Origin of the sequence: Campylobacter sp. CFSAN093246 (genome assembly GCF_012889415.1) — a bacterium.
GTDB lineage: Bacteria > Campylobacterota > Campylobacteria > Campylobacterales > Campylobacteraceae > Campylobacter_D > Campylobacter_D jejuni.
This window is the reverse complement of sequence record NZ_CP040613.1, coordinates 1,436,972-1,456,140: the sequence shown is the minus strand read 5'-3', so window position 1 is coordinate 1,456,140 and position 19,169 is coordinate 1,436,972. Positions and strand designations below refer to the sequence as shown.

The window sequence follows — 19,169 nt, the reverse complement described above, 5'->3', positions numbered from 1 at the left end:
CATGGCAACAACATACGCAACAGGTAAGAGAAAAACTGCTATCGCAAAGGTATGGGTAAAACCAGGTAGTGGTAAAATTAGTGTTAATGGTGTTGATTTAAACACTTGGCTTGGTGGACACGAGGCGATTAAGCTTAAAGTGGTTCAACCTTTACTTGTGACTAAACAAGAAACTTCAATGGATATTAAAGCAACTACTTTAGGCGGGGGCTATAGTGCTCAAGCTGAAGCTTTAAGACATGGAATTTCAAGAGCTTTAGCAGCTATGGATGCTGATTTTAGAGCCTTATTAAAACCTAAAGGACTTCTTACTAGAGATAGTAGAACTGTTGAGCGTAAAAAATATGGACGCCGCAAAGCAAGAAGAAGCCCACAATTCTCTAAACGTTAATATTTTTGGTGGGATTTTCCCACCTTTCTACAATTTTTTATAAAACTCATCCTTTTTTCTATCATTTATGTTATAATTGCAAAATTTAAATTTTTTATTTTATAACACAATGAAAGGTTTTTTCTATGAAAAAAATATTCTTATGTTTAGGTTTGGCAAGTGTTTTATTTGGTGCTGATAACAATGTAAAATTTGAAATCACTCCAACTTTAAACTATAATTACTTTGAAGGTAATTTAGATATGGATAATCGTTATGCACCAGGGATTAGACTTGGTTATCATTTTGACGATTTTTGGCTTGATCAATTAGAATTTGGGTTAGAGCATTATTCTGATGTTAAATATACAAATACAAATAAAACTACAGATATTACAAGAACTTATTTGAGTGCTATTAAAGGTATTGATGTAGGTGAGAAATTTTATTTCTATGGTTTAGCAGGTGGAGGATATGAGGATTTTTCAAATGCTGCTTATGATAATAAAAGCGGTGGATTTGGACATTATGGCGCGGGTGTAAAATTCCGTCTTAGTGATTCTTTGGCTTTAAGACTTGAAACTAGAGATCAAATTAATTTCAATCATGCAAACCATAATTGGGTTTCAACTTTAGGTATTAGTTTTGGTTTTGGTGGCAAAAAGGAAAAAGCTGTAGAAGAAGTTGCTGATACTCGTGCAACTCCACAAGCAAAATGTCCTGTTGAACCAAGAGAAGGTGCTTTGTTAGATGAAAATGGTTGCGAAAAAACTATTTCTTTGGAAGGTCATTTTGGTTTTGATAAAACTACTATAAATCCAACTTTTCAAGAAAAAATCAAAGAAATTGCAAAAGTTTTAGATGAAAATGAAAGATATGATACTATTCTTGAAGGACATACAGATAATATCGGTTCAAGAGCTTATAATCAAAAGCTTTCTGAAAGACGTGCTAAAAGTGTTGCTAATGAACTTGAAAAATATGGTGTAGAAAAAAGTCGCATCAAAACAGTAGGTTATGGTCAAGATAATCCTCGCTCAAGCAATGACACTAAAGAAGGTAGAGCGGATAATAGAAGAGTGGATGCTAAATTTATTTTAAGATAATGAATAAAACTATTTTATTTGATTTAGATGGCACTTTAATTGATTCTACTGATGCTATTTTAAATTCTTTCCAAGGAGCTTTTAAAGCCCTTGGATTAACTTCTAAAAATAATGAAGAAATCAAAAATCTCATAGGTTATCCTTTAGAGCAAATGTTTAGAATGCTTTATCCAGATAAAGTAAATTTAAGTAAAGAATTTGTATTAGCTTATCGTGAAATTTATGCACAAATTTATTTAGAACAAACCACTCTTTTGCCTAAAGCAAAAGAAGCATTAGAACTTGGAAGCGAAATTGCAGATCTTGGTATAGTTACAACAAAAGGAGGTAAATTTACTCCGATTCTGCTTGATTATTTGGGAGTTAAAAAATTCTTTAAAACTTTAATTACTCTTGAAGATGTCACAAATCCAAAGCCAAGTTCCGAACCTATAATTTTAGCCTTAAAAGGACTCAATAAAACTCAAGAAAATGCCTATATGATAGGCGATACAATATTAGATATTCAAGCTGCAATTTCTGCTAATATCACTCCTTTGGCCTTAACTTGTGGCTATGGCAATGAAAATGAATTAAAAGCTCATTCTATGGTATTTTTAAATGCATATGAGGCTGTTAATTATATAGCTAGATTAAACTAATTTCAAGTTTTCGTTAAACGCCTTTTAAGAGAATTTATAGTAAATTGATAGTTAAAAAATTATAAAAATTATCAATATAAAGGAAGGTCTCAATGGGTAAAATTATGAAAACTATGGACGGAAATGAGGCTGCTGCATACGCTGCGTATGCTTTTACTGAAGTTGCTGGAATTTATCCTATTACACCTAGTTCTCCTATGGCTGATTATACCGATATGTGGGCAGCTGCAGGAAAAAAAAATCTTTTTGGAGTTCCTGTAAAAATCGTAGAAATGCAAAGTGAAGCAGGAGCTGCAGGTAGTGTGCATGGATCTTTACAAGCTGGGGCTTTGACTACAACTTATACGGCTTCTCAAGGATTACTCCTTAAAATTCCAAATATGTATAAAATAGCAGGTCAATTACTCCCCTGTGTAATCCATGTAGCAGCGCGTTCTTTGGCTGCTCAAGCTTTGTCTATCTTTGGTGATCATCAAGATATTTATGCAGCAAGACAAATTGGTTTTGCTATGCTTTGTTCGCATTCTGTGCAAGAAACCATGGACTTAGCTGGTGTAGCACATTTAGCTGCAATTAAGGGAAGAGTGCCATTTTTACATTTTTTTGATGGTTTTAGAACAAGCCATGAAATTCAAAAAGTTGAAGTAATGGATTATGCGCATTTTGATAGATTATTAGATAGAGAAGCTTTGCTTGAATTTAGAAATAATGCTTTAAATCCAGAAAATCCAAAAACACGTGGAACAGCACAAAATGATGATATTTATTTTCAAACTAGAGAAGTAAGCAATCGTTTTTACAATGCTTTACCTGATGTTGTTAATGAATATATGCAAGAAATTTCAAAAATTACAGGTAGAGAATACAAACCATTTACTTATTATGGTCACAAAGAGCCAGAGTGTGTGATTGTTGCTATGGGTTCTGTAACTCAAGCACTTGAAGAAGTGGTGGACTATCTTAATGCCAAGGGTGAAAAGGTAGGGATTTTAAAAGTTTATCTTTATCGCCCATTTAGTTTAAAATATTTCTTTGATGTTATGCCAAAATCAGTGAAAAAAATCGCGGTTTTAGATAGAACCAAAGAACCAGGAAGTCTCGGAGAACCACTTTATCTTGATGTAAAATCAGCTTTCTATGGAAGAGAAAATGCTCCTGTTATAGTGGGTGGAAGATACGGACTTTCTTCAAAGGATGTTGATCCTGCTCAAATGATAGCAGTATTTGAAAATCTTAAACTTGATAATCCAAAAGATGGCTTTACTGTAGGTATAATTGATGATGTAACTCATACTTCACTGAGTACTGGAGAGAAAATTTCACTTGGAGATGAAAGTACGATCGAATGTTTATTTTACGGACTTGGTGCTGATGGAACTGTGGGCGCAAATAAAAACTCGATTAAAATCATCGGAGATAAAACGGATTTTTACGCTCAAGCTTATTTTGCTTATGATTCTAAAAAATCAGGGGGTTATACAAGAAGCCATTTAAGATTTTCTAAAAAACCTATCCGTTCAACTTATCTTGTTTCAACTCCGCATTTTATCGCTTGTTCGGTAGCGGCTTATTTGGAAATTTATGATGTTTTAGCAGGAATTCGCAAAGGAGGAACTTTCCTTTTAAATAGTATTTGGAATGCTGAAGAAACCATAAGACAACTTCCAGATGCAGTAAAGAAAACTTTAGCTGAAAAAGAAGTAAATTTTTATATCATCAATGCAACCAAACTAGCTCGTGATATAGGTTTGGGAAATCGTACAAATACCATTATGCAATCAGCCTTTTTCAAACTTGCAAAAATCATTCCTTATGAAGACGCACAAAAATACATGAAAGAGCTTGCGTATAAATCTTATAGTAAAAAAGGCGATGCTATTGTAGAAATGAATTACAAGGCTATTGATGTGGGTGCTGATGGACTTGTAAAAGTTGAAGTGGATCCAAATTGGAAAAATTTAGAGCTTAAAGAAAAAGAACAAACCAATGCCTATAAAGGTACTGAATTTGTTGAAAAAATCGTAAAACCTATGAATGCGGCTAAGGGTGATGATTTACCTGTTTCAGCCTTTTTAGGTTATGAAGATGGAAGTTTTGAACACGGCACAACCGAATACGAAAAACGCGGTGTTGGGGTTATGGTACCAAGATGGATAGAGGCAAATTGTATCCAATGTAATCAATGTGCTTCAGTTTGTCCGCATGCTGTTATCAGGCCATTTTTGATTAATGATGAAGAAATGGCAAATGCACCTCGCGGTGTAAAAGATCATGCTTTAGAAGCTAAAGGAACCAAAGGAGAAAAATTAAGCTTTAAAATTCAAGTTTCTCCACTTGATTGTACAGGCTGTGAGCTTTGTGTTCATGAGTGTCCTACTAAAGAAAAATCTTTGGTTATGGTACCACTTCAAGAAGAGATGGATTTTGGTGAGCAAGAAAATGCGGATTATTTATTTAAAGAAATCACATACAAAGATGATATTTTAAATAAAGAAGCTACAAAAGGAGCACAATTTGCCCAACCTTTATTTGAATTCCATGGAGCTTGTCCTGGATGTGGAGAAACTCCTTATATTACTTTAATTACAAGATTGTTCGGTGAAAGAATGATTGTGGCTAATGCTACAGGTTGTAGTTCTATTTATGGGGGTTCAGCTCCATCAACTCCTTATAGAAAAAGTGTGAAAAATGGACATGGTCCTGCTTGGGGAAATTCACTTTTTGAAGACAATGCTGAGTTTGGTTTGGGTATGAAAATTGCAACTGAAAACACAAGACACCGCATTGAACATATCATGAATGAGAGTATGCAAGAAGTTCCAAATGCTTTATCAGCCCTTTTTAAAGATTGGATTGCAAATAAAGACAATGGTGCTATGTCTGTGGAAATTAAAGATAAAATGATCCCTATTTTAGAGCAAAATAAAAATATTAAAGCTGTACAAGATATATTAGAGCTTAAACAGTATTTAAGTAAAAAATCTCACTGGATTTTTGGTGGTGATGGTTGGGCTTATGATATAGGCTATGGCGGACTTGATCATGTTTTAGCAAGTGGAGAAAATGTAAATATTTTAGTGCTTGATACAGAAGTTTATTCTAATACAGGCGGTCAAAGTTCAAAATCTTCTAGAACAGGAGCTGTAGCACAGTTTGCAGCAGCAGGCAAACCTATACAGAAAAAAGATCTAGGTCAAATTGCTATGACTTATGGTTATATTTTTGTAGCACAAGTAAATTCAACGGCAAATTATACTCATCTTATCAAAGCTATCACTGCAGCTGAGGCCTATAATGGACCATCTTTGGTGATTTGTTATTCTCCTTGTATAGCTCATGGTATTAAAGGTGGGCTGGGTTACTCAGGAGAGCAAGGTGAGCTTGCTACAAAATGTGGTTATTGGCCACTTTATACCTTTGATCCTCGTTTAGAAGAGCAAGGAAAAAATCCTTTAACTCTAACAGGAAAAGAACCTGATTGGGATTTATATGAGCAATTTTTGATGAATGAAGTGCGTTATAATTCACTTAAAAAAGCAAATCCTGAACACGCTGCTGAGCTTTTTGAACGCAATAAAAAAGACGCTCAACGTCGCTATAGACAGCTTAAGCGTATCGCTATGGCTGATTATAGCAATGAGGTTGAAAGCTGATAAAATATATTTTTAGTGCTACATTGTGTTTTAGCACTTTGTTTGCACAAGATAATTTTGAAGAGTATTTTAAACTTATAGATAAAGAAAATCGTATAAATTTTAATACTCTTCAAAACCCATTTGTGAATCCTACTTTTGAAAAATTAAGACATATTAAAATTACTGCAATTATGCTTGATAAAGTAAAAATTTATGATCGATGGTATAAAAAAGGTGATATGATTGATGATGCTATAATATATGAAATAAATACTAAAGAGATTAAATTCCAATATGATAATTTAGAAATTGCAATCCAAATAAATAAAAATGATAAGATTAATATTAATTAACATTCTTTTTTGCCATTATCTTTATGCTTTAGATTGTCAAAAGCGTCTTTTTGATATCAGTATTAATGAAAAATTAAGCATACAAGAAAGTCTTGATGAGCTTGCAAAATATTGTTCTTTTAGTATTATTGTTAAAGATAAAATTGCCAAAGAAAAATTAGAAATATTGCAAAACTCTGTCAATATTCATCAAATGAGTTTAGACGAAATTTTTAATTTTTTTATCAAAGAGCATGATCTTAGCTATGATTTTGATGGTAAAATTTTAAGAATTTCAGGCATTAATACGAAGATTTTTAAGATAAGTTATATCACTTCTATCAGAGAAGGACAAAGCATAACTAAAGCGTCTGTAGACGCTAAACCAAGGCAAAGTGAATATAGCGGTAGTTTTGATGACGCAGAAGACAATATGATTAAAAGTATGGAAAAATTTGATTTTTGGCAAAATATAGAAAAAGAGATTATTGTATTATTAAAAAATTCTCATGAAGATTATGAGGCTAAAACTCCCATTATAAATCCCAATGCAGGTCTTATTATAGTAACTGGAACAAATTCTCAGTTAAAAAGTGTGAAAAATTATTTGCAAAAACTAGAAAATCGTCTTAAAAAACAAGTTATTATCGATGTTAGCATACTTGCTGTGAGTTTAAATGAAAGCCATTCTAGTGGGATTAATTGGCAAAATTTTAATATAGGTTTAAATTCGCAAGTAAATAATGAAAATTCTTTTATTCAGTTTCAAAATGGGCAAGGTTTTGTTAAGAATTTGGGTTTAAGGGCGAATTTAAATTTTGATTCTATTATTAACTTTCTTTCTCAAAATGGAAAAACTAGCGTGCTTTCTAATCCAAAGCTTATGGCTTTAAATAACCAACAAGCCATTATTTCTGTAGGTGATACTATAAATTATCAAGTTAAAGAAAGTTCTAAAGGCACTGAAAATGGGACTACTGTTAGTGAAAGTTATAACAATTATTCTATTTTTGTAGGCATTTTACTCAATATCTTGCCTGAAATTTCTGATGATGGAAAAATAATGCTCAGGATTAATCCAAGCTTAAGTGATTTTAAGTATCCAGAAGATAATAAACGACAAAAAGAACCAAGAACTATTGCTCCTGATACCATACAAAAAAAGCTTTCTAGTGTTGTGCAAGTAGAGAATAATCAAACTTTAATTTTAGGTGGATTGATTTCTCACGATAAATCTAATGAGAAAAATTCTATCAATTTTCTATCAAAAATTCCAATCCTAGGTTCTTTGTTTAAAGGAGAAGTTTTAAATTCTAAAGCAACCGAAATTGTTTTTATTATCACTCCAAGTATAGTAGATAGTGTAAATGCTCCAAGTCTTAAAGATCTAGGATTTAAGCATTATGAGTAAAATTATTCCATTTAGAGAAGAAATTTTTCATCAAATCAATCAAATTTTAGAAAGCCAAAAAGCTTTTATTTTTTTATGGGGAAAAAGTGGTAGTGGTAAAAGTGTATTGTTGCAAAGATTGGCAAAAAAATATAATGTTGATTTTATTAATGAAAATTTTAAAGATCAGAGTTTCTTAAAAGAAAAAATTGAGTTTTTGATTTCACAAGGTCAGAGTTTAATCATTCTTGATGAAGTGGGAATGTATGATTATGCAATGCTAGAAAGCATCAGGATTTATAGTGATTCTATAAGTTTTGTTTTAAGTTCTCATAAAAAGTTAAATATACTTAAAAAAGAGCATTTTAAAAGTCGTTTAAGTGCTTGTTTTAAATTGAAAAATATTAGTCTTTTAGAACTTGATGATTATATTAAATTGAAATTCGGAATGAATTTTTCAAATAAATGTCTTAAGTTTTTACAAAAAATTTCTCAAGGAAATTTAAGATATATTGATAAAACTTTAAAAAGTTTTTATGAGATAAATAGTTTTTTTGATAAAAACAAAAGTCAAGAGTATATTTTAAAGCTTAGTGCTTTAGAGAATGGCTTATTAAGGTAAGATATGCAAGAAAGAATTAAAGAGCTTGAGCTTAGGTATAAATACTTTTTACTTAAAAAATATTTAAAATATTTATTATTAATTATTCTAATATCAGTAATAGCATTTTGTTTTTTTGTGCTAATGCAAAAATATAATAAGCAAAAAAATATTTATTTGCAAGCTATTGAACATAAAAAGCATTTGGAGCAAAAGATTCTTCAAGCGCAAATTTTACAAGAAAAAAATAAGATTTCTAGGGAAAAGTTATATAAAGAACTAGAAGAAGTTAAAGCGGTGCAGGAAAATACACATATTAGTAAGATAGAAATTGATTCTAAAATTTTAAATATTTCTGATTTAAAAAAATCTTTTTATCAAAATCCAAGCTATGAAAAGGCATTAAATTTAGCTAAGAAGTATTTTGATATTAAAGCTTATCAAAAGACAATATTTTGGGCTTTAAAAGCCAATGAACTTGACAAGCAAAAACAAGATTCTTGGCTGATTTTTGCTCAGGCTAAAAGAGCTTTAGGCGAAGAAAAAGAAGCTCAAAGTGCTTTAGATGCTTATATAAATTATTATGGTTTAATGGAATTAGATGGAAAGTAGAATGGATAAAATTTTTCAAGCTTATATTGATAATGAAATAAGTCTTGATGAAATTTGCACTAAATTTAATATCACTTCTTGGGATTTTTTTAAAAAATTAGCAAATTTTTGTAATTTGCATTTTGTTGATTTAGATGAAGATAATGATTTTATTTATGAAGGTATACCTTTTTCTTTACTTTTAAAATTTAAATTTCTGCTTATTAAAAACAATGACGGCTTTATGATTATTAGATCCAAACCTTGTTCTTTAGAGCTTTTAGAGCAAGTTAAGACTTTTATGATTTGTGAAAAAATCGACACTGCAATTGCCGATGAATTAAAGATAGCTAAAATTTTAAATCAAATTCGCATTCAAGAGGAGATTAAAAGATTAAGCATTAAGCTTAGACTTGAATGGCAAGAAAATCACAAAAGAGATGATCAAAGTTGCATCAGTCAAATTTTTGATTTTTTATTACATGAAATTTTATCTTTTCATGCGAGTGATATTCATATAGAGGCAAGAAATGATGATGCTTTGATTAGGTTTAGGGTTGATGGAATTTTGCGTGAATTTGCTATTTTTGAGAAGGATATTTATGAAGCTTTGGTTTTTCATGTCAAATTTTTAGCTTGTTTGAATTTAGCTGAATCAAGAAAAACACAAGATGGAAGTTTTGAATTAGATTTTGAAAATGAAAGATATGATTTTCGTGTTTCATGTTTGCCTTTGATTTATGGCGAAAGTGTTGTTATAAGAATTTTAAAACATGATAAAGAAATTTTGGATTTGTATAAACTAAATCTTGGAAATAAAAATTTAGAAATTTTAAAAAAGATTTTACATCGTCCCAATGGAATGATTTTATTAACCGGTCCTACAGGTAGTGGTAAAAGCACAACTTTATACGCGTGTTTAAATGAGTTGAAAAGTATTGAAAAAAAGATTATTTCCGCAGAAGATCCTATAGAATATAAAATTCCTTTAGTGCAGCAAATTTTGCTCAATTCAAAAGTTGGAGTCGAGTTTAATAGTGTTTTAAGAGCAATTTTAAGGCAAGATCCTGATATTATCATGATAGGAGAAATTCGCGATGAAGAAAGTTTAGATATTGCACTTAAAGCTTCTTTAACAGGTCATTTGCTTTTAAGCACCTTGCATACTAATGATGCTCTTAGTACCATTGATAGGCTTTTGGATATGCAAGCAAAAAGTTACTTGATAGCATCGGCTTTGAGTCTTGTTATAGCACAGCGTTTGGTTAGAAAACTTTGTCCTTGGTGTAAGCAAAAAAGCAAAAAACATTATATTGAATTTGAAGGTGAATTTTTTGAACCAAAAGGATGTGAGCGTTGTCATCATAGTGGATTTTTTGGCAGAGAATTAATCGCTGAGTGCTTAGAGATCAATGAAGATTTAGCTTGTGCAATTAGGGAAAATCAAGATAAAACGATTTTAATGGAGCTTGCAAAAAAATATGGCTTTCAAACTATGTTTGAACAAGGTTTAAAAAAAGCCAAAGAAGGTCTTACAAGTATAGATGAGCTTTTAAGGGTTGTAAGATGAAATTTTATGAAGTAGAATTTCTTAAAAACAATCAAAATTATACAAAAACTATAAAAGCTGAAAATTTAAATACAGCACAAGCAAAAGCCTTGTCAAAGAATTGGAAAATCATTGATATAAAAGAAATTCAAAAATCTAATTTTCAGAGATTAAAGGATGAAAATTTTATACTCTTTTTTAAAGAGCTAGCTTTGTTGTGTGAAGTTGGATTAAGTGTTCAAGAAGCGATTAGAGAATTATATCTTATGCACTCTTGCAAGATTATGAAAAAGATATTAGACAATTTAATTTTAGCCCAAAATCTAAATCAAGCTTTTGAAAATGCTAATTTTGGATTAAATCGTGCGGAGTTAGCTTTGATTAAAACGGCTGAAAAGACAGGAAAAATCAGTGAAGTGTTTAGTCAAATTTCTAAACTTCGAGAAAAAAGTTTAGAGAGTCAAAAACAATTAAAAAAGGCTTTTAGATATCCTACTTTGGTTTTTTTAAGTATTATCGGAGCATTTTTGTTTTTAATGCTTTTTGTAGTGCCTAATTTTAAAGATTTATTTGAAAATTTAGGCGCGAGTTTGCCTTTTATCACGCATGTAATGTTAGAAATTTATAATTTTTTAGATGACTATGGAATTTTTTGCATATTTTTGTTTGTTATTTTTATTGTTATGCTTATTTTAGCTTATAAAAATTTTCATTCTTTTGCTTTTTCTTGCGATTTTTTATTTTTAAAAGTACCTTTGATTTCTCGTTTGATTATTTATAATCAAAATTATTATTTTTTTATGGTTTTTTCTTTGCTTTTAAAAAATGGAATTTCAATATCTAAAGCTTTTGATTTAGCTATTATAGGGCTTGAAAATAAATTTTTAATTTTTCAGTATAAAAAACTTTTTAGTTTTATAGATTCTGGTCTTGAGTTAAGTCAGGCTTTTAAAAAGATTGATATTTTTGATTCTTTGGTGTTTTCTATGCTTAGTGTTGCGATGAAAAGTGGAAGACTTGAAGTATTAAGTGAAGAAATTGCCAAATATTATCAACAAAAAAGCGAAAATTTGATGGATAGATTTTTGATTTTTTTAGAGCCTATGATGACTTTATTTGTAGCGCTTTTAGTTTTGTTTTTGGCTTTAGGTATATTTTTACCTATGTGGGAGCTTAGCTCAGGGGTCAATTTTAACTAAAATAATCCCAAGCTACTTTAATAATAGTAGCTCCTACAACGATTAAAAATAAAGTTTTTATAAACTCTCCATTAGTTTTTAATACAAGTTTTGAGCCTAAATAAGCTCCTAAAACTTGTCCTACACCCATAAGCAAACCTACAGCCCATAAAAGTTCATATTGCCATAAAAATATAGCAAGAGCAATGATGTTGCTTGTGAAATTTAAAATTTTAGTATTAATGCTCGCTTTTCTCATATTAAAACCTAGTAGCATCACACAAGCAAAAATCCAAAATGAACCCGTTCCAGGCCCTAAAAATCCATCATAAAATCCTAAAGTTAAGCCACAAATTAAATGAAAAATTTTGATATTTTTTATTTTAGGTTCGCTTTCGTGTTTGCCTAAGTTGGGACGTAAGGCTGTATATAAGAAGGTAAGAGTTAAAAAGATTAAGATAATAAGCTTTAATTGCTCATCTTTTACAAAAAGAACACTATAACTTCCTATAGCTGCTCCTAAGGCTGTGAAAAAAACACCCCAAGCAAGACGAGGTAGAGTGGTGGATTTAAAATAAGTTAAAGTAGCCGTAAAAGAACCAAAGACGCTTTGGAGTTTGTTTGTTGCTAAGGATAAATGCGCAGGAATTCCACAGGCTATGAGTGCTGGTAGAGTAATAAGCCCTCCTCCACCTACAATAGAATCTATAAAACCAGCAAAAAGAGCTACAAAAAAAAGTATGAAATAATAAATCGTATTTAAGTGCTCAAAACCCATTCTTCACTCCTTAAATTTGTCAATTTCCTTACTTTGCCCTAAACGATAGAGTGCAAAGTCATATTTTATGGGATCATTTGCATCTAATTTTTTTAAATTTTGTGTGAGTTCTAAAACACTTTTATAATCATATATTTTACGCTTTAGAAGTCCTAAAGTCAAGGAAATTTTATGTGCATGTGTATCAAGTGGAATTAAAAGGTCTTTGGTGTGAATTTTGGTAAAAAGTCCAAGATCAAGTTCATCTTTTCTAACCATCCATCTTAGATACATATTATAGCGTTTAAGAGGTGAAGTAGGGGTGTTTTGCCAAATTTTTCCAAAGAAAAAATCATATCCATAACTTGAATATGAATTTAAGGTTTTGATTTTTTGCATAAAAGCTAAGATGGCATCTGTGGTATTTTCTCTTTCTTGATAGGCTTGATAAAAAAGTTCGTAGAGTGAAATTTCATTTTTCAGCCTTGAAAGAGTGATAAAAATTTCTTGTATATCTTTTTCATTTTGGAAGCGGTATTTTAAATTTTTAAGTTCTTTTTTTATTTGTTTTTCTTGAAGGTTTAATAAAGAAAAATCAAGTTTCTTTAGAAAATTTACTATATTTTTAGCATTTCCATAGGCAAATAAAGCACAAATTAAGGCAATAAATTCATCATTGTGAATTTTAGCAATTTGCAAAGGATCTGGAGTTTCAAAAAGGGAATGATTGGTATTTTTTTGATTGGCTAAAAAATCGAGCTTAGCTTTAAGATGGATAAAATTTTTCATTTGATATTACTAGAGCTTAAGATTTAAGCCCTAGTAAGGTATCAAGCATTTGATCTACGGTTGAGACGATTTTTGCTGCTGCACCGTAACTTGATTGATATTGTATAAGGGCGGCTAATTCTTCATTTGTATTTACGCCACTTTTAGATTGGTACTCGCTATAAACAGAATTATAAAGAGTTTCATTGCTTGAATTGACGACATTGTTATTTTCACCATCTGAGGCTATTTTACCTGTAAGTTTGCGGTAATATTCTTCCATAGTAAGATTATCGATAGTGCCATCTTCATTATAAAAATTAACTTTTTTATATTGAAGTTGGATGATTTTATTTGCCATGTCATTACCACTATCAACTCCATTTGAGCTTGCTCTTACTGTACTTGGATCATTTAAGATGGAATCTTTTACTTTCATGTCACTTGCATCAGTTCCGCTGAAAAAACCACCTATGCTAAACGCACCTGCGAAATTTGTGCCCTTATCTTCAATGGCTACCTTAAAACCTGATTTTGCATTGATTTGAAATAAACCATCTCCAGTTTTTGCATCGTAGCTAAAACTTGCATTGATATGATCATCAACATCATCGTTTGAATTTTTATTGTCATTATCATCTGTATTAGCATTGATTTGGCGCATGATATCATTCATGGTTGTATTTACATCTATGGTGATGGTTTTGGTGAGTTTTTTATCGCCTTTATCATCATAAATGACTATATCAAAACTTCCTGGTTGTATGGTTCTATCGTAATTAACTAAAGGAATATCTCCCTTAAGCCCAGATAGATAATCAGAAGTAACAGAACTTTTCGCAGAACTTGCATAAAGATTGTTAGTTTCATTGATCATGGTCTTAGCAAAAGTATCTAAAGAATCCATATAACCTTGGATAATTCCATCTTCATATTTTCCTTCGCTTTTGCTATAGTTTCTACCGCGTAAGTCAAGTTGAGCACCAAGCTGTCCACCGCTAATTTTTGCAGTAAGATCGCGAACTTTTTCATCAGGAGTTTCATAATAAATGCTATAAGATTTATTTTTATCATCATAATCAAGCTTTAAAGGATGAAAATTTATTCCATCTACTATACTAAAACCTTCTATACTTAGATTGTATTGATGTCCTGGATCAGTGATGGTTGTATCAAGGCGATTGTCTTGATTGATTTCATTTTTGCTTGCAACTGCACTAACTAGCTTTGAAAGAGTAAGCTCAAGTTCATCTCTTCTATCCCTAAGTTCATTTGCGTGTTCTGTTGGTAAGGCTTCTTGTCCATAAATTTGTTTATTTATAGTAGCAATTTCTTCACCAATTCTATTAATCTCATCAACTGTATTTTTAATATCATCATTTACTTTTTTTTGGATTTTATCTAAGGTTGCAAAAGTGTTATTAACGCTTTCTGTTAAGGTCTGAGAAGCTTTTACAAGGGCTATTTTTGTGGCATTTTCGTTGGGGTTAGATGCAAAATCATTCCAAGCTTTGTTATAATTTTCTAAATCTTGCAAAATTCCAGTATTTTGTAAGTCGGGAAAACGCTGCGCAATTTCTTGTAAAGTGGAAGCCATATATTTAGTATATTCTAGTTGAGTAGATGCACCTTTTAATTTATAGTAAGAATACTCATCATGCAAACGCACTATACTTTCTACGGCAGTTCCTGTGCCTACTTGAACTCCACCTGTTGTAATATATCCATTTGTAGTTTGCACCACTCTTTGGCGTGTATAAAAAGTTGCATTAGCATTTGAGATATTATTTCCAGTTGTTGCGATTTGAACCTCGCTTGCCTTTAAGCCTGTAACACCTGTGTATAATGTTCCAAAAATACCCATTATAAATCCTTATACATTGATCTTGAAAATTGACTCTGGATTTGTCTTTTTATCTCCATAAGCATTATTTGTTCCATCATTGATATCAAACATTTTATTTACTAAGCCATCAAGAAAATCTTTGACAATAAGAACAAATTTAGCATACTCTTTGTTTTTACTATGAAGGTTTTGAAGATTTTTTTTAAGTAGATCTAGTTTTTGTTTATCTTCATCATCTAAGAGTTCACTAAGCCCTTTTGTAGAGCTATTATTTAGCTCAACCAAGGCAACATCAAGTTGTTTTTTAGCTGTAATAAATTCCGCGATAAGTTTGTTTTTTTCTTCTACACTTGGCGTTACACTCTCATGTTTAGCCACTTTGATATTTTCTATATCTTCTTCGGTTAAAGCAATAAGTTTTACTAAGATAGCATTTACTTCATCAAGTCTTTGTTTAAGCATATTTTCTCCTTTTCTCTCTCAAAAAAAGGAGAATGAAAGTTTTTAGATTAAAGAGTCAGCAATCGCAGCAGCCGTAGCTTTTGTATCGATTTTATAAGTACCATTTTTAATCTGCTCTGCGATTTTACTCGCTTTATCATTTTCCGTTTTTTGAGTATCGTTTGTTTTAGTTTCTTTATCTATTCTATTTGTATTTAATGCGGTATTTGCCACATAACTTTGTTGTATAGGATTGATCATTTCTGCCTCCTTGATCTTAGTTATAATCCTCTACAAACCATATCGACCTAAATTTAAAAAACTTAACCCCTTTCTTTTAAAAAATCGTATAATAATTTTGAAAAACCCATACCTCCACTTAAAGCTTTACTCATGGTATCATTATACATGGAAGAGTATATTTCATCGCTGGCATCTTTTCCAAAGAGTGAATTTTGACTTTTTAAAGATACATCTAAAACTTGCTTTAAAAAAAATGCCTCAAAAGCATCCGTTTGTTCTTTTAAGGCTTCATCTTCTTTGCTCTTTGTAACTATATCATTGTCATTTATTTTGATGCTTGATTCTAAACTTCTTGCTTTGGCTGCACGATCAAGTAAAGCGCTATTCATACTATAAGTATTTAAAAAATTATCCACTTTCATTAGATGATCTCCAAATCCGCGTTAATTGCACCTGCGCGCTTTAAATTTTCCATAATAGTGATAATGTCATTTGGGGTTGCTCCAAGTTTGTTAAGCATTCTAGCTATATTTGCAACTGTGCTTTTTGCATTGTTGATTCTTAAGGTATTTGAACTTGGATCTACAAAACCACCATCTTTCATATCGATTTCATTTTGATTAGCTACTGCGTTATTGTTTGGATCTATTTTTATAGTGATATCTTTATGAGTGATTAAAACAGGTTCTACCTCCACATCAACTCCAGCAATCACTGTTCCTGTTCTTTCATCGATGATAACTTTGCTTTGTGGTTTATAAGCTATATCTTGTTCTAAAACTCTTGCCATAAAATCAACATTTGAAAGATCTTCAGGTTTTTTGAGTTTTACTGTGCGAGAGTCGATGGCTTTAGCTACTTCTTCGCCAAAGACAGTATTTAAAACTCTTTCTATATCGTTTGCGGTTTTAAAATCCGCTACTTTTAAACTTAAGGTTAGATCATTGTTTTGGCTAAAATTTTGTGGAATTTCTCTTTCTACATTAGCTCCGCCCATTACAGTTGCAGCAGTTGAGTGAGAACCTGCTCCTCCTGGTCTAGGTGTTAAACCTCCTGTTGAGATAGAGCCTTGTGCTATAGCATAAATTTCACCATCAATCCCACGAAGTGCAGTCAGTAAAAGTGTTCCACCTTGTAAAGATTTTGCATCACCCATAGATGAAACGGTAATATCAAGTTTATCTCCGCTTTTTGCAAAGGTTGGAAGTTTGGCTGTAACCATAACAGCTGCGGTATTTTTTGATTTGATATCATTAGGATCTACTTTGATATTCATACCTTGCAAAAGGTTTGAGATGGATTGTAGTGTAAATTTAGAGCTTGTTCCATCGCCGCTTCCATTAAGCCCTACAACAAGTCCATAACCTATAAGTTGGTTATCTCTTACACCTACAGTATTTGCTACATCCTTGATTTGCACTGCAAAAATGCTTGTCATAAAGAGTAAAAATATCGTTAAAACTCTCATGGATTCTTCCTTTAATCTATTGTTGATGATAGATCAAGCAAAAAGTGTTCCAAGTGAGTTAAGAAGAGTAAAAACTTAAGCTAGTTGATCCAAATTTCTTTTCTTTAACTTTTTGAAAATTTTGGATTTTTTCGGGAGTTTTTATGGTTGAGTGGTATTCAAAAATGATTAAATTTAAAGTCTTTAAATCTAAATTTTCTAAAAAATGATAAATTTTTTCATAAATATCACTAAAACCTTCTCTGATATCAAAAGGTGGGTCAAGATATAAGATGATTTCATTTTTTGAATTTTCTATGAGTTTAGGTAAAATTTCAAAAGTATTTGCATGGATCACTTCTAAATTTGGATCTATATTTTTAGCATTTTCTAAAGCAATTTTATAAGCTTTTGCATCAAGTTCTATAGCATAAGCTTTTAAAGCATGATTACTTAGTGCTTCAGCCGCCATTAAAGCACTTCCTCCAAAGGCTTCAATGAAAATTTTACTTCTTAAATCTTCTCTTATTACATTAAAAACACAACTTTTGACTATGCTTTTAGTACTTCTTGTTGTTGTAAGACTAGGTAAAAGTAGTTTTTTCCCTTTGTATTTACCACTTTCTATATTTGTATAAAGCTTTGTTTCTTTGGTTTTTTTTGTTTTTTCTTTGGGAGGTTTAATTTCTTGTTTTTGAAGAAATTTTTTTCTTTTTTCATTGTGATTAAAAAAGTCTTTAACGCTTATAAATTCATCATTCATCATTAAGTGCTTTTACGAGTTTGTTTTTAAGATCTTTTATGGCAAGATCGATTTTATTTTCATAATCTTTTTTAAATTCCAAAGCAATAGCGTCAATTTTTTCTTCAAGCAGTCTTTTTTGTTCAAGTGCAAGTTGCAAAGCTGCTGCTTTTAAGGCATTATCAAATTCATTTAAAGACTCAAACAAGGCTTCTTTGCTAAATGGTATGCTTAAAAATGGAGAGTTTTTAGAGATGATAAATAAGGGTTTTGCGGTATGAATTTTTTCATCGCTAATGATGAAATCACAATTTTTTTTCATTACCAAATGATCTTTTAAAAAAAGTTCTAAAGTTTTTTCTATGATGAGATCTTTGCATTCTAAAGAGATTTTCATATCAAACTAACCTTTAAAGTGTGATTTTTTAATGATGGAGCTTGTATGCCTTCGATAAGGGCTAAAAACTCAAAACGGCTCAAAATATAAAAGTCTTCAAATTCCCTTCCACTTGTTTGCATAAGTTTTTTAGCACAAGTATCAAAAAGATAAAAATCTTTTTCTTCTTTTACTACCATAAAATCAGCCCCGCTATCATAAGCGTCCAAAACAATATCTGCGGCTATTTTATAGCTTAGCGTAGGATTTAGATTAAGCAAGCTAAAGCCATTATTTTTTATACTGTTTTCATAGGAAATAAATTTAGCCTTAAGTTTGGATTTTAAAGTATCGCAAGCATTAAAACCATAAAAAGCTATATTGAAATCTTTAAAATTATGTTTAATTTCTTTAAGTTCTTTGATCTCATTATCAAAAGCATTGGTTTTAGGTAAATCAAAGTGTAAAATATTTTTATCAAAAAGCCCTAAATTTAAAATTTCATTTTGTAGGTTTTTGATCGTTGTTTCTAAAATTTCATTTTTGCTTTCAAGATGATAAAAAATACCCTTTTCTTTATCTGCTAGAGTTTTTAAAATTTCTATCTTTTTTTCAGGATATTTTTCTATCATTTTTGAAGCCAAATAAAACACTCCATCGCCCATATATTCAGGAAGATAGTCTAAAATTTCACTTGCATAATATAAATAATCATATTTTGCATAAAGTTTTTTATCCTCTTCATCACCAAATTTTTCAAGATATTTGTATTTGTCTAAAAAATCATTTTTATCGATGATAAGATCTTTAATGGCTCTTTTTGTGTTTAAAGGCTCGATACAAAGACTAAAATCAAATTCTTTTGCTATTTTTTCTAAAGGTGTAAAAAGTGGTATGATTTGCTTATTTACAACTATGTAAGTATCTTCATCTTTATCAAAATCAAAATAAATATCATCATTTTGAACTTGCAAAAGCAGATCATAAAAACTTGCAAAATTTTCATAATTATCATAAATATAAGGTTTATAATAAGCCTCATAATCCTTAGTTTTATCAAATCTAAAAATTCTTAATTCTAATTTTTTCATGGTTTTTCCTTAAATATTTTTATATTATATAAAATTTTTCTAAAATTCACTAGAATTTAAAAGGA

The 19,169-nt window shown here is 30.6% G+C and carries 20 protein-coding genes; 10 read left to right on the top strand and 10 right to left on the bottom strand.

All coding sequences use genetic code 11. The features are described 5' to 3' along the window. Window position 1 precedes the first annotated feature (1 nt). From rpsI to FBE87_RS07475, 10 genes are all read left to right on the top strand, one after another. A complete protein-coding gene (gene rpsI, locus FBE87_RS07520; protein ID WP_002851459.1) occupies window positions 2–391 on the top strand; it encodes a 30S ribosomal protein S9 in 390 nt (129 codons plus the stop codon). A gap of 125 nt (window positions 392–516) precedes the next feature. After that, window positions 517–1,476, top strand: a complete 960-nt coding sequence (gene cadF / locus FBE87_RS07515; RefSeq protein ID WP_002851185.1) for a fibronectin-binding outer membrane protein CadF — start codon at window positions 517–519, stop codon at window positions 1,474–1,476. Beyond that, window positions 1,476–2,117 carry an HAD family hydrolase gene (locus tag FBE87_RS07510; RefSeq protein ID WP_002851542.1) on the top strand — a complete coding sequence of 214 codons (642 nt, stop codon included), beginning with the start codon at window positions 1,476–1,478 and terminating at the stop codon, window positions 2,115–2,117. The genes cadF and FBE87_RS07510 overlap by 1 nt, the downstream gene beginning before the upstream one ends. 92 nt (window positions 2,118–2,209) lie before the next feature. Then, the gene (nifJ, locus tag FBE87_RS07505; protein ID WP_002871858.1) at window positions 2,210–5,770 is read left to right on the top strand and encodes a pyruvate:ferredoxin (flavodoxin) oxidoreductase; all 3,561 of its coding nucleotides are present in this window, start codon (window positions 2,210–2,212) and stop codon (window positions 5,768–5,770) included. 23 nt (window positions 5,771–5,793) lie between these two features. Continuing rightward, window positions 5,794–6,105 carry a hypothetical protein gene (locus tag FBE87_RS07500; protein ID WP_002855438.1) on the top strand — a complete coding sequence of 104 codons (312 nt, stop codon included), beginning with the start codon at window positions 5,794–5,796 and terminating at the stop codon, window positions 6,103–6,105. Further along, on the top strand, window positions 6,083–7,495 hold the full coding sequence (gene mshL, locus FBE87_RS07495; RefSeq protein ID WP_002871859.1) for a pilus (MSHA type) biogenesis protein MshL: 1,413 nt from the start codon (window positions 6,083–6,085) through the stop codon (window positions 7,493–7,495). The genes FBE87_RS07500 and mshL overlap by 23 nt, the downstream gene beginning before the upstream one ends. Continuing rightward, on the top strand, window positions 7,488–8,096 hold the full coding sequence (locus FBE87_RS07490) for an ATP-binding protein (protein ID WP_002851464.1): 609 nt from the start codon (window positions 7,488–7,490) through the stop codon (window positions 8,094–8,096). The genes mshL and FBE87_RS07490 overlap by 8 nt, the downstream gene beginning before the upstream one ends. Before the next feature lie 3 nt (window positions 8,097–8,099). Further along, window positions 8,100–8,687 carry a membrane protein gene (locus FBE87_RS07485; RefSeq protein ID WP_002851370.1) on the top strand — a complete coding sequence of 196 codons (588 nt, stop codon included), beginning with the start codon at window positions 8,100–8,102 and terminating at the stop codon, window positions 8,685–8,687. Beyond that, window positions 8,677–10,236, top strand: coding sequence for a GspE/PulE family protein (locus tag FBE87_RS07480; protein WP_011812800.1), 1,560 nt, complete (start codon window positions 8,677–8,679; stop codon window positions 10,234–10,236). Before FBE87_RS07485 ends, FBE87_RS07480 begins: the two co-directional genes overlap by 11 nt. Then, window positions 10,233–11,414, top strand: coding sequence for a type II secretion system F family protein (locus FBE87_RS07475; RefSeq protein WP_002868229.1), 1,182 nt, complete (start codon window positions 10,233–10,235; stop codon window positions 11,412–11,414). Before FBE87_RS07480 ends, FBE87_RS07475 begins: the two co-directional genes overlap by 4 nt. Here FBE87_RS07475 and FBE87_RS07470 read toward each other — a convergent pair. The 10 genes from FBE87_RS07470 to FBE87_RS07425 all read right to left on the bottom strand — a co-directional run bounded on the left by FBE87_RS07470 (window position 11,407) and on the right by FBE87_RS07425 (window position 19,104). After that, the gene (locus tag FBE87_RS07470) at window positions 11,407–12,171 is read right to left on the bottom strand and encodes a TSUP family transporter (RefSeq protein WP_100621807.1); all 765 of its coding nucleotides are present in this window, start codon (window positions 12,169–12,171) and stop codon (window positions 11,407–11,409) included. The genes FBE87_RS07475 and FBE87_RS07470 overlap by 8 nt on opposite strands. A gap of 3 nt (window positions 12,172–12,174) precedes the next feature. Then, window positions 12,175–12,939: a TIGR02757 family protein gene (locus FBE87_RS07465; RefSeq protein ID WP_002851318.1), complete on the bottom strand. Its 765-nt coding sequence runs from the start codon at window positions 12,937–12,939 to the stop codon at window positions 12,175–12,177. Window positions 12,940–12,955: 16 nt separating this feature from the next. Continuing rightward, window positions 12,956–14,782: a flagellar hook-associated protein FlgK gene (gene flgK / locus FBE87_RS07460; protein WP_002851396.1), complete on the bottom strand. Its 1,827-nt coding sequence runs from the start codon at window positions 14,780–14,782 to the stop codon at window positions 12,956–12,958. 9 nt (window positions 14,783–14,791) lie between these two features. After that, entirely contained in the window at window positions 14,792–15,226 is a 435-nt protein-coding gene (locus FBE87_RS07455; RefSeq protein ID WP_002869783.1) for a flagellar protein FlgN, read from the bottom strand. Window positions 15,227–15,268: 42 nt separating this feature from the next. Continuing rightward, complete coding sequence (flgM, locus tag FBE87_RS07450; protein WP_002779262.1) at window positions 15,269–15,466, bottom strand: flagellar biosynthesis anti-sigma factor FlgM; 198 nt, start codon at window positions 15,464–15,466, stop codon at window positions 15,269–15,271. A gap of 62 nt (window positions 15,467–15,528) precedes the next feature. Then, window positions 15,529–15,870: a hypothetical protein gene (locus FBE87_RS07445; RefSeq protein ID WP_002784057.1), complete on the bottom strand. Its 342-nt coding sequence runs from the start codon at window positions 15,868–15,870 to the stop codon at window positions 15,529–15,531. Further along, entirely contained in the window at window positions 15,870–16,916 is a 1,047-nt protein-coding gene (locus FBE87_RS07440; RefSeq protein WP_100621805.1) for a flagellar basal body P-ring protein FlgI, read from the bottom strand. Before FBE87_RS07440 ends, FBE87_RS07445 begins: the two co-directional genes overlap by 1 nt. Window positions 16,917–16,974: 58 nt before the next feature. Further along, window positions 16,975–17,658, bottom strand: a complete 684-nt coding sequence (gene rsmD, locus FBE87_RS07435) for a 16S rRNA (guanine(966)-N(2))-methyltransferase RsmD (RefSeq protein WP_002874144.1) — start codon at window positions 17,656–17,658, stop codon at window positions 16,975–16,977. Next, window positions 17,651–18,034 (bottom strand): hypothetical protein, encoded by a 384-nt coding sequence (locus FBE87_RS07430; RefSeq protein WP_002826012.1) that lies wholly within the window; start codon window positions 18,032–18,034, stop codon window positions 17,651–17,653. The genes rsmD and FBE87_RS07430 overlap by 8 nt, the downstream gene beginning before the upstream one ends. Beyond that, window positions 18,031–19,104 carry a DUF5644 domain-containing protein gene (locus FBE87_RS07425; protein WP_002874145.1) on the bottom strand — a complete coding sequence of 358 codons (1,074 nt, stop codon included), beginning with the start codon at window positions 19,102–19,104 and terminating at the stop codon, window positions 18,031–18,033. The genes FBE87_RS07430 and FBE87_RS07425 overlap by 4 nt, the downstream gene beginning before the upstream one ends. Between the last annotated feature and the right edge of the window lie 65 nt (window positions 19,105–19,169).

Coding starts and splice junctions, on each gene's coding strand:
- FBE87_RS07510 (WP_002851542.1), top strand. CDS start 1,476: ATGAATAAAACTATTTTATTTGATTTAGATGGCACTTTAATTGATTCT.
- mshL (WP_002871859.1), top strand. CDS start 6,083: ATGATAAGATTAATATTAATTAACATTCTTTTTTGCCATTATCTTTAT.
- FBE87_RS07470 (WP_100621807.1), bottom strand. CDS start 12,171: ATGGGTTTTGAGCACTTAAATACGATTTATTATTTCATACTTTTTTTT.
- rpsI (WP_002851459.1), top strand. CDS start 2: ATGGCAACAACATACGCAACAGGTAAGAGAAAAACTGCTATCGCAAAG.
- FBE87_RS07425 (WP_002874145.1), bottom strand. CDS start 19,104: ATGAAAAAATTAGAATTAAGAATTTTTAGATTTGATAAAACTAAGGAT.
- FBE87_RS07475 (WP_002868229.1), top strand. CDS start 10,233: ATGAAATTTTATGAAGTAGAATTTCTTAAAAACAATCAAAATTATACA.
- FBE87_RS07480 (WP_011812800.1), top strand. CDS start 8,677: ATGGAAAGTAGAATGGATAAAATTTTTCAAGCTTATATTGATAATGAA.
- FBE87_RS07430 (WP_002826012.1), bottom strand. CDS start 18,034: ATGAAAATCTCTTTAGAATGCAAAGATCTCATCATAGAAAAAACTTTA.
- FBE87_RS07440 (WP_100621805.1), bottom strand. CDS start 16,916: ATGAGAGTTTTAACGATATTTTTACTCTTTATGACAAGCATTTTTGCA.
- flgK (WP_002851396.1), bottom strand. CDS start 14,782: ATGGGTATTTTTGGAACATTATACACAGGTGTTACAGGCTTAAAGGCA.
- FBE87_RS07490 (WP_002851464.1), top strand. CDS start 7,488: ATGAGTAAAATTATTCCATTTAGAGAAGAAATTTTTCATCAAATCAAT.
- flgM (WP_002779262.1), bottom strand. CDS start 15,466: ATGATCAATCCTATACAACAAAGTTATGTGGCAAATACCGCATTAAAT.
- FBE87_RS07485 (WP_002851370.1), top strand. CDS start 8,100: ATGCAAGAAAGAATTAAAGAGCTTGAGCTTAGGTATAAATACTTTTTA.
- FBE87_RS07465 (WP_002851318.1), bottom strand. CDS start 12,939: ATGAAAAATTTTATCCATCTTAAAGCTAAGCTCGATTTTTTAGCCAAT.
- rsmD (WP_002874144.1), bottom strand. CDS start 17,658: ATGAATGATGAATTTATAAGCGTTAAAGACTTTTTTAATCACAATGAA.
- FBE87_RS07455 (WP_002869783.1), bottom strand. CDS start 15,226: ATGCTTAAACAAAGACTTGATGAAGTAAATGCTATCTTAGTAAAACTT.
- FBE87_RS07445 (WP_002784057.1), bottom strand. CDS start 15,870: ATGAAAGTGGATAATTTTTTAAATACTTATAGTATGAATAGCGCTTTA.
- nifJ (WP_002871858.1), top strand. CDS start 2,210: ATGGGTAAAATTATGAAAACTATGGACGGAAATGAGGCTGCTGCATAC.
- cadF (WP_002851185.1), top strand. CDS start 517: ATGAAAAAAATATTCTTATGTTTAGGTTTGGCAAGTGTTTTATTTGGT.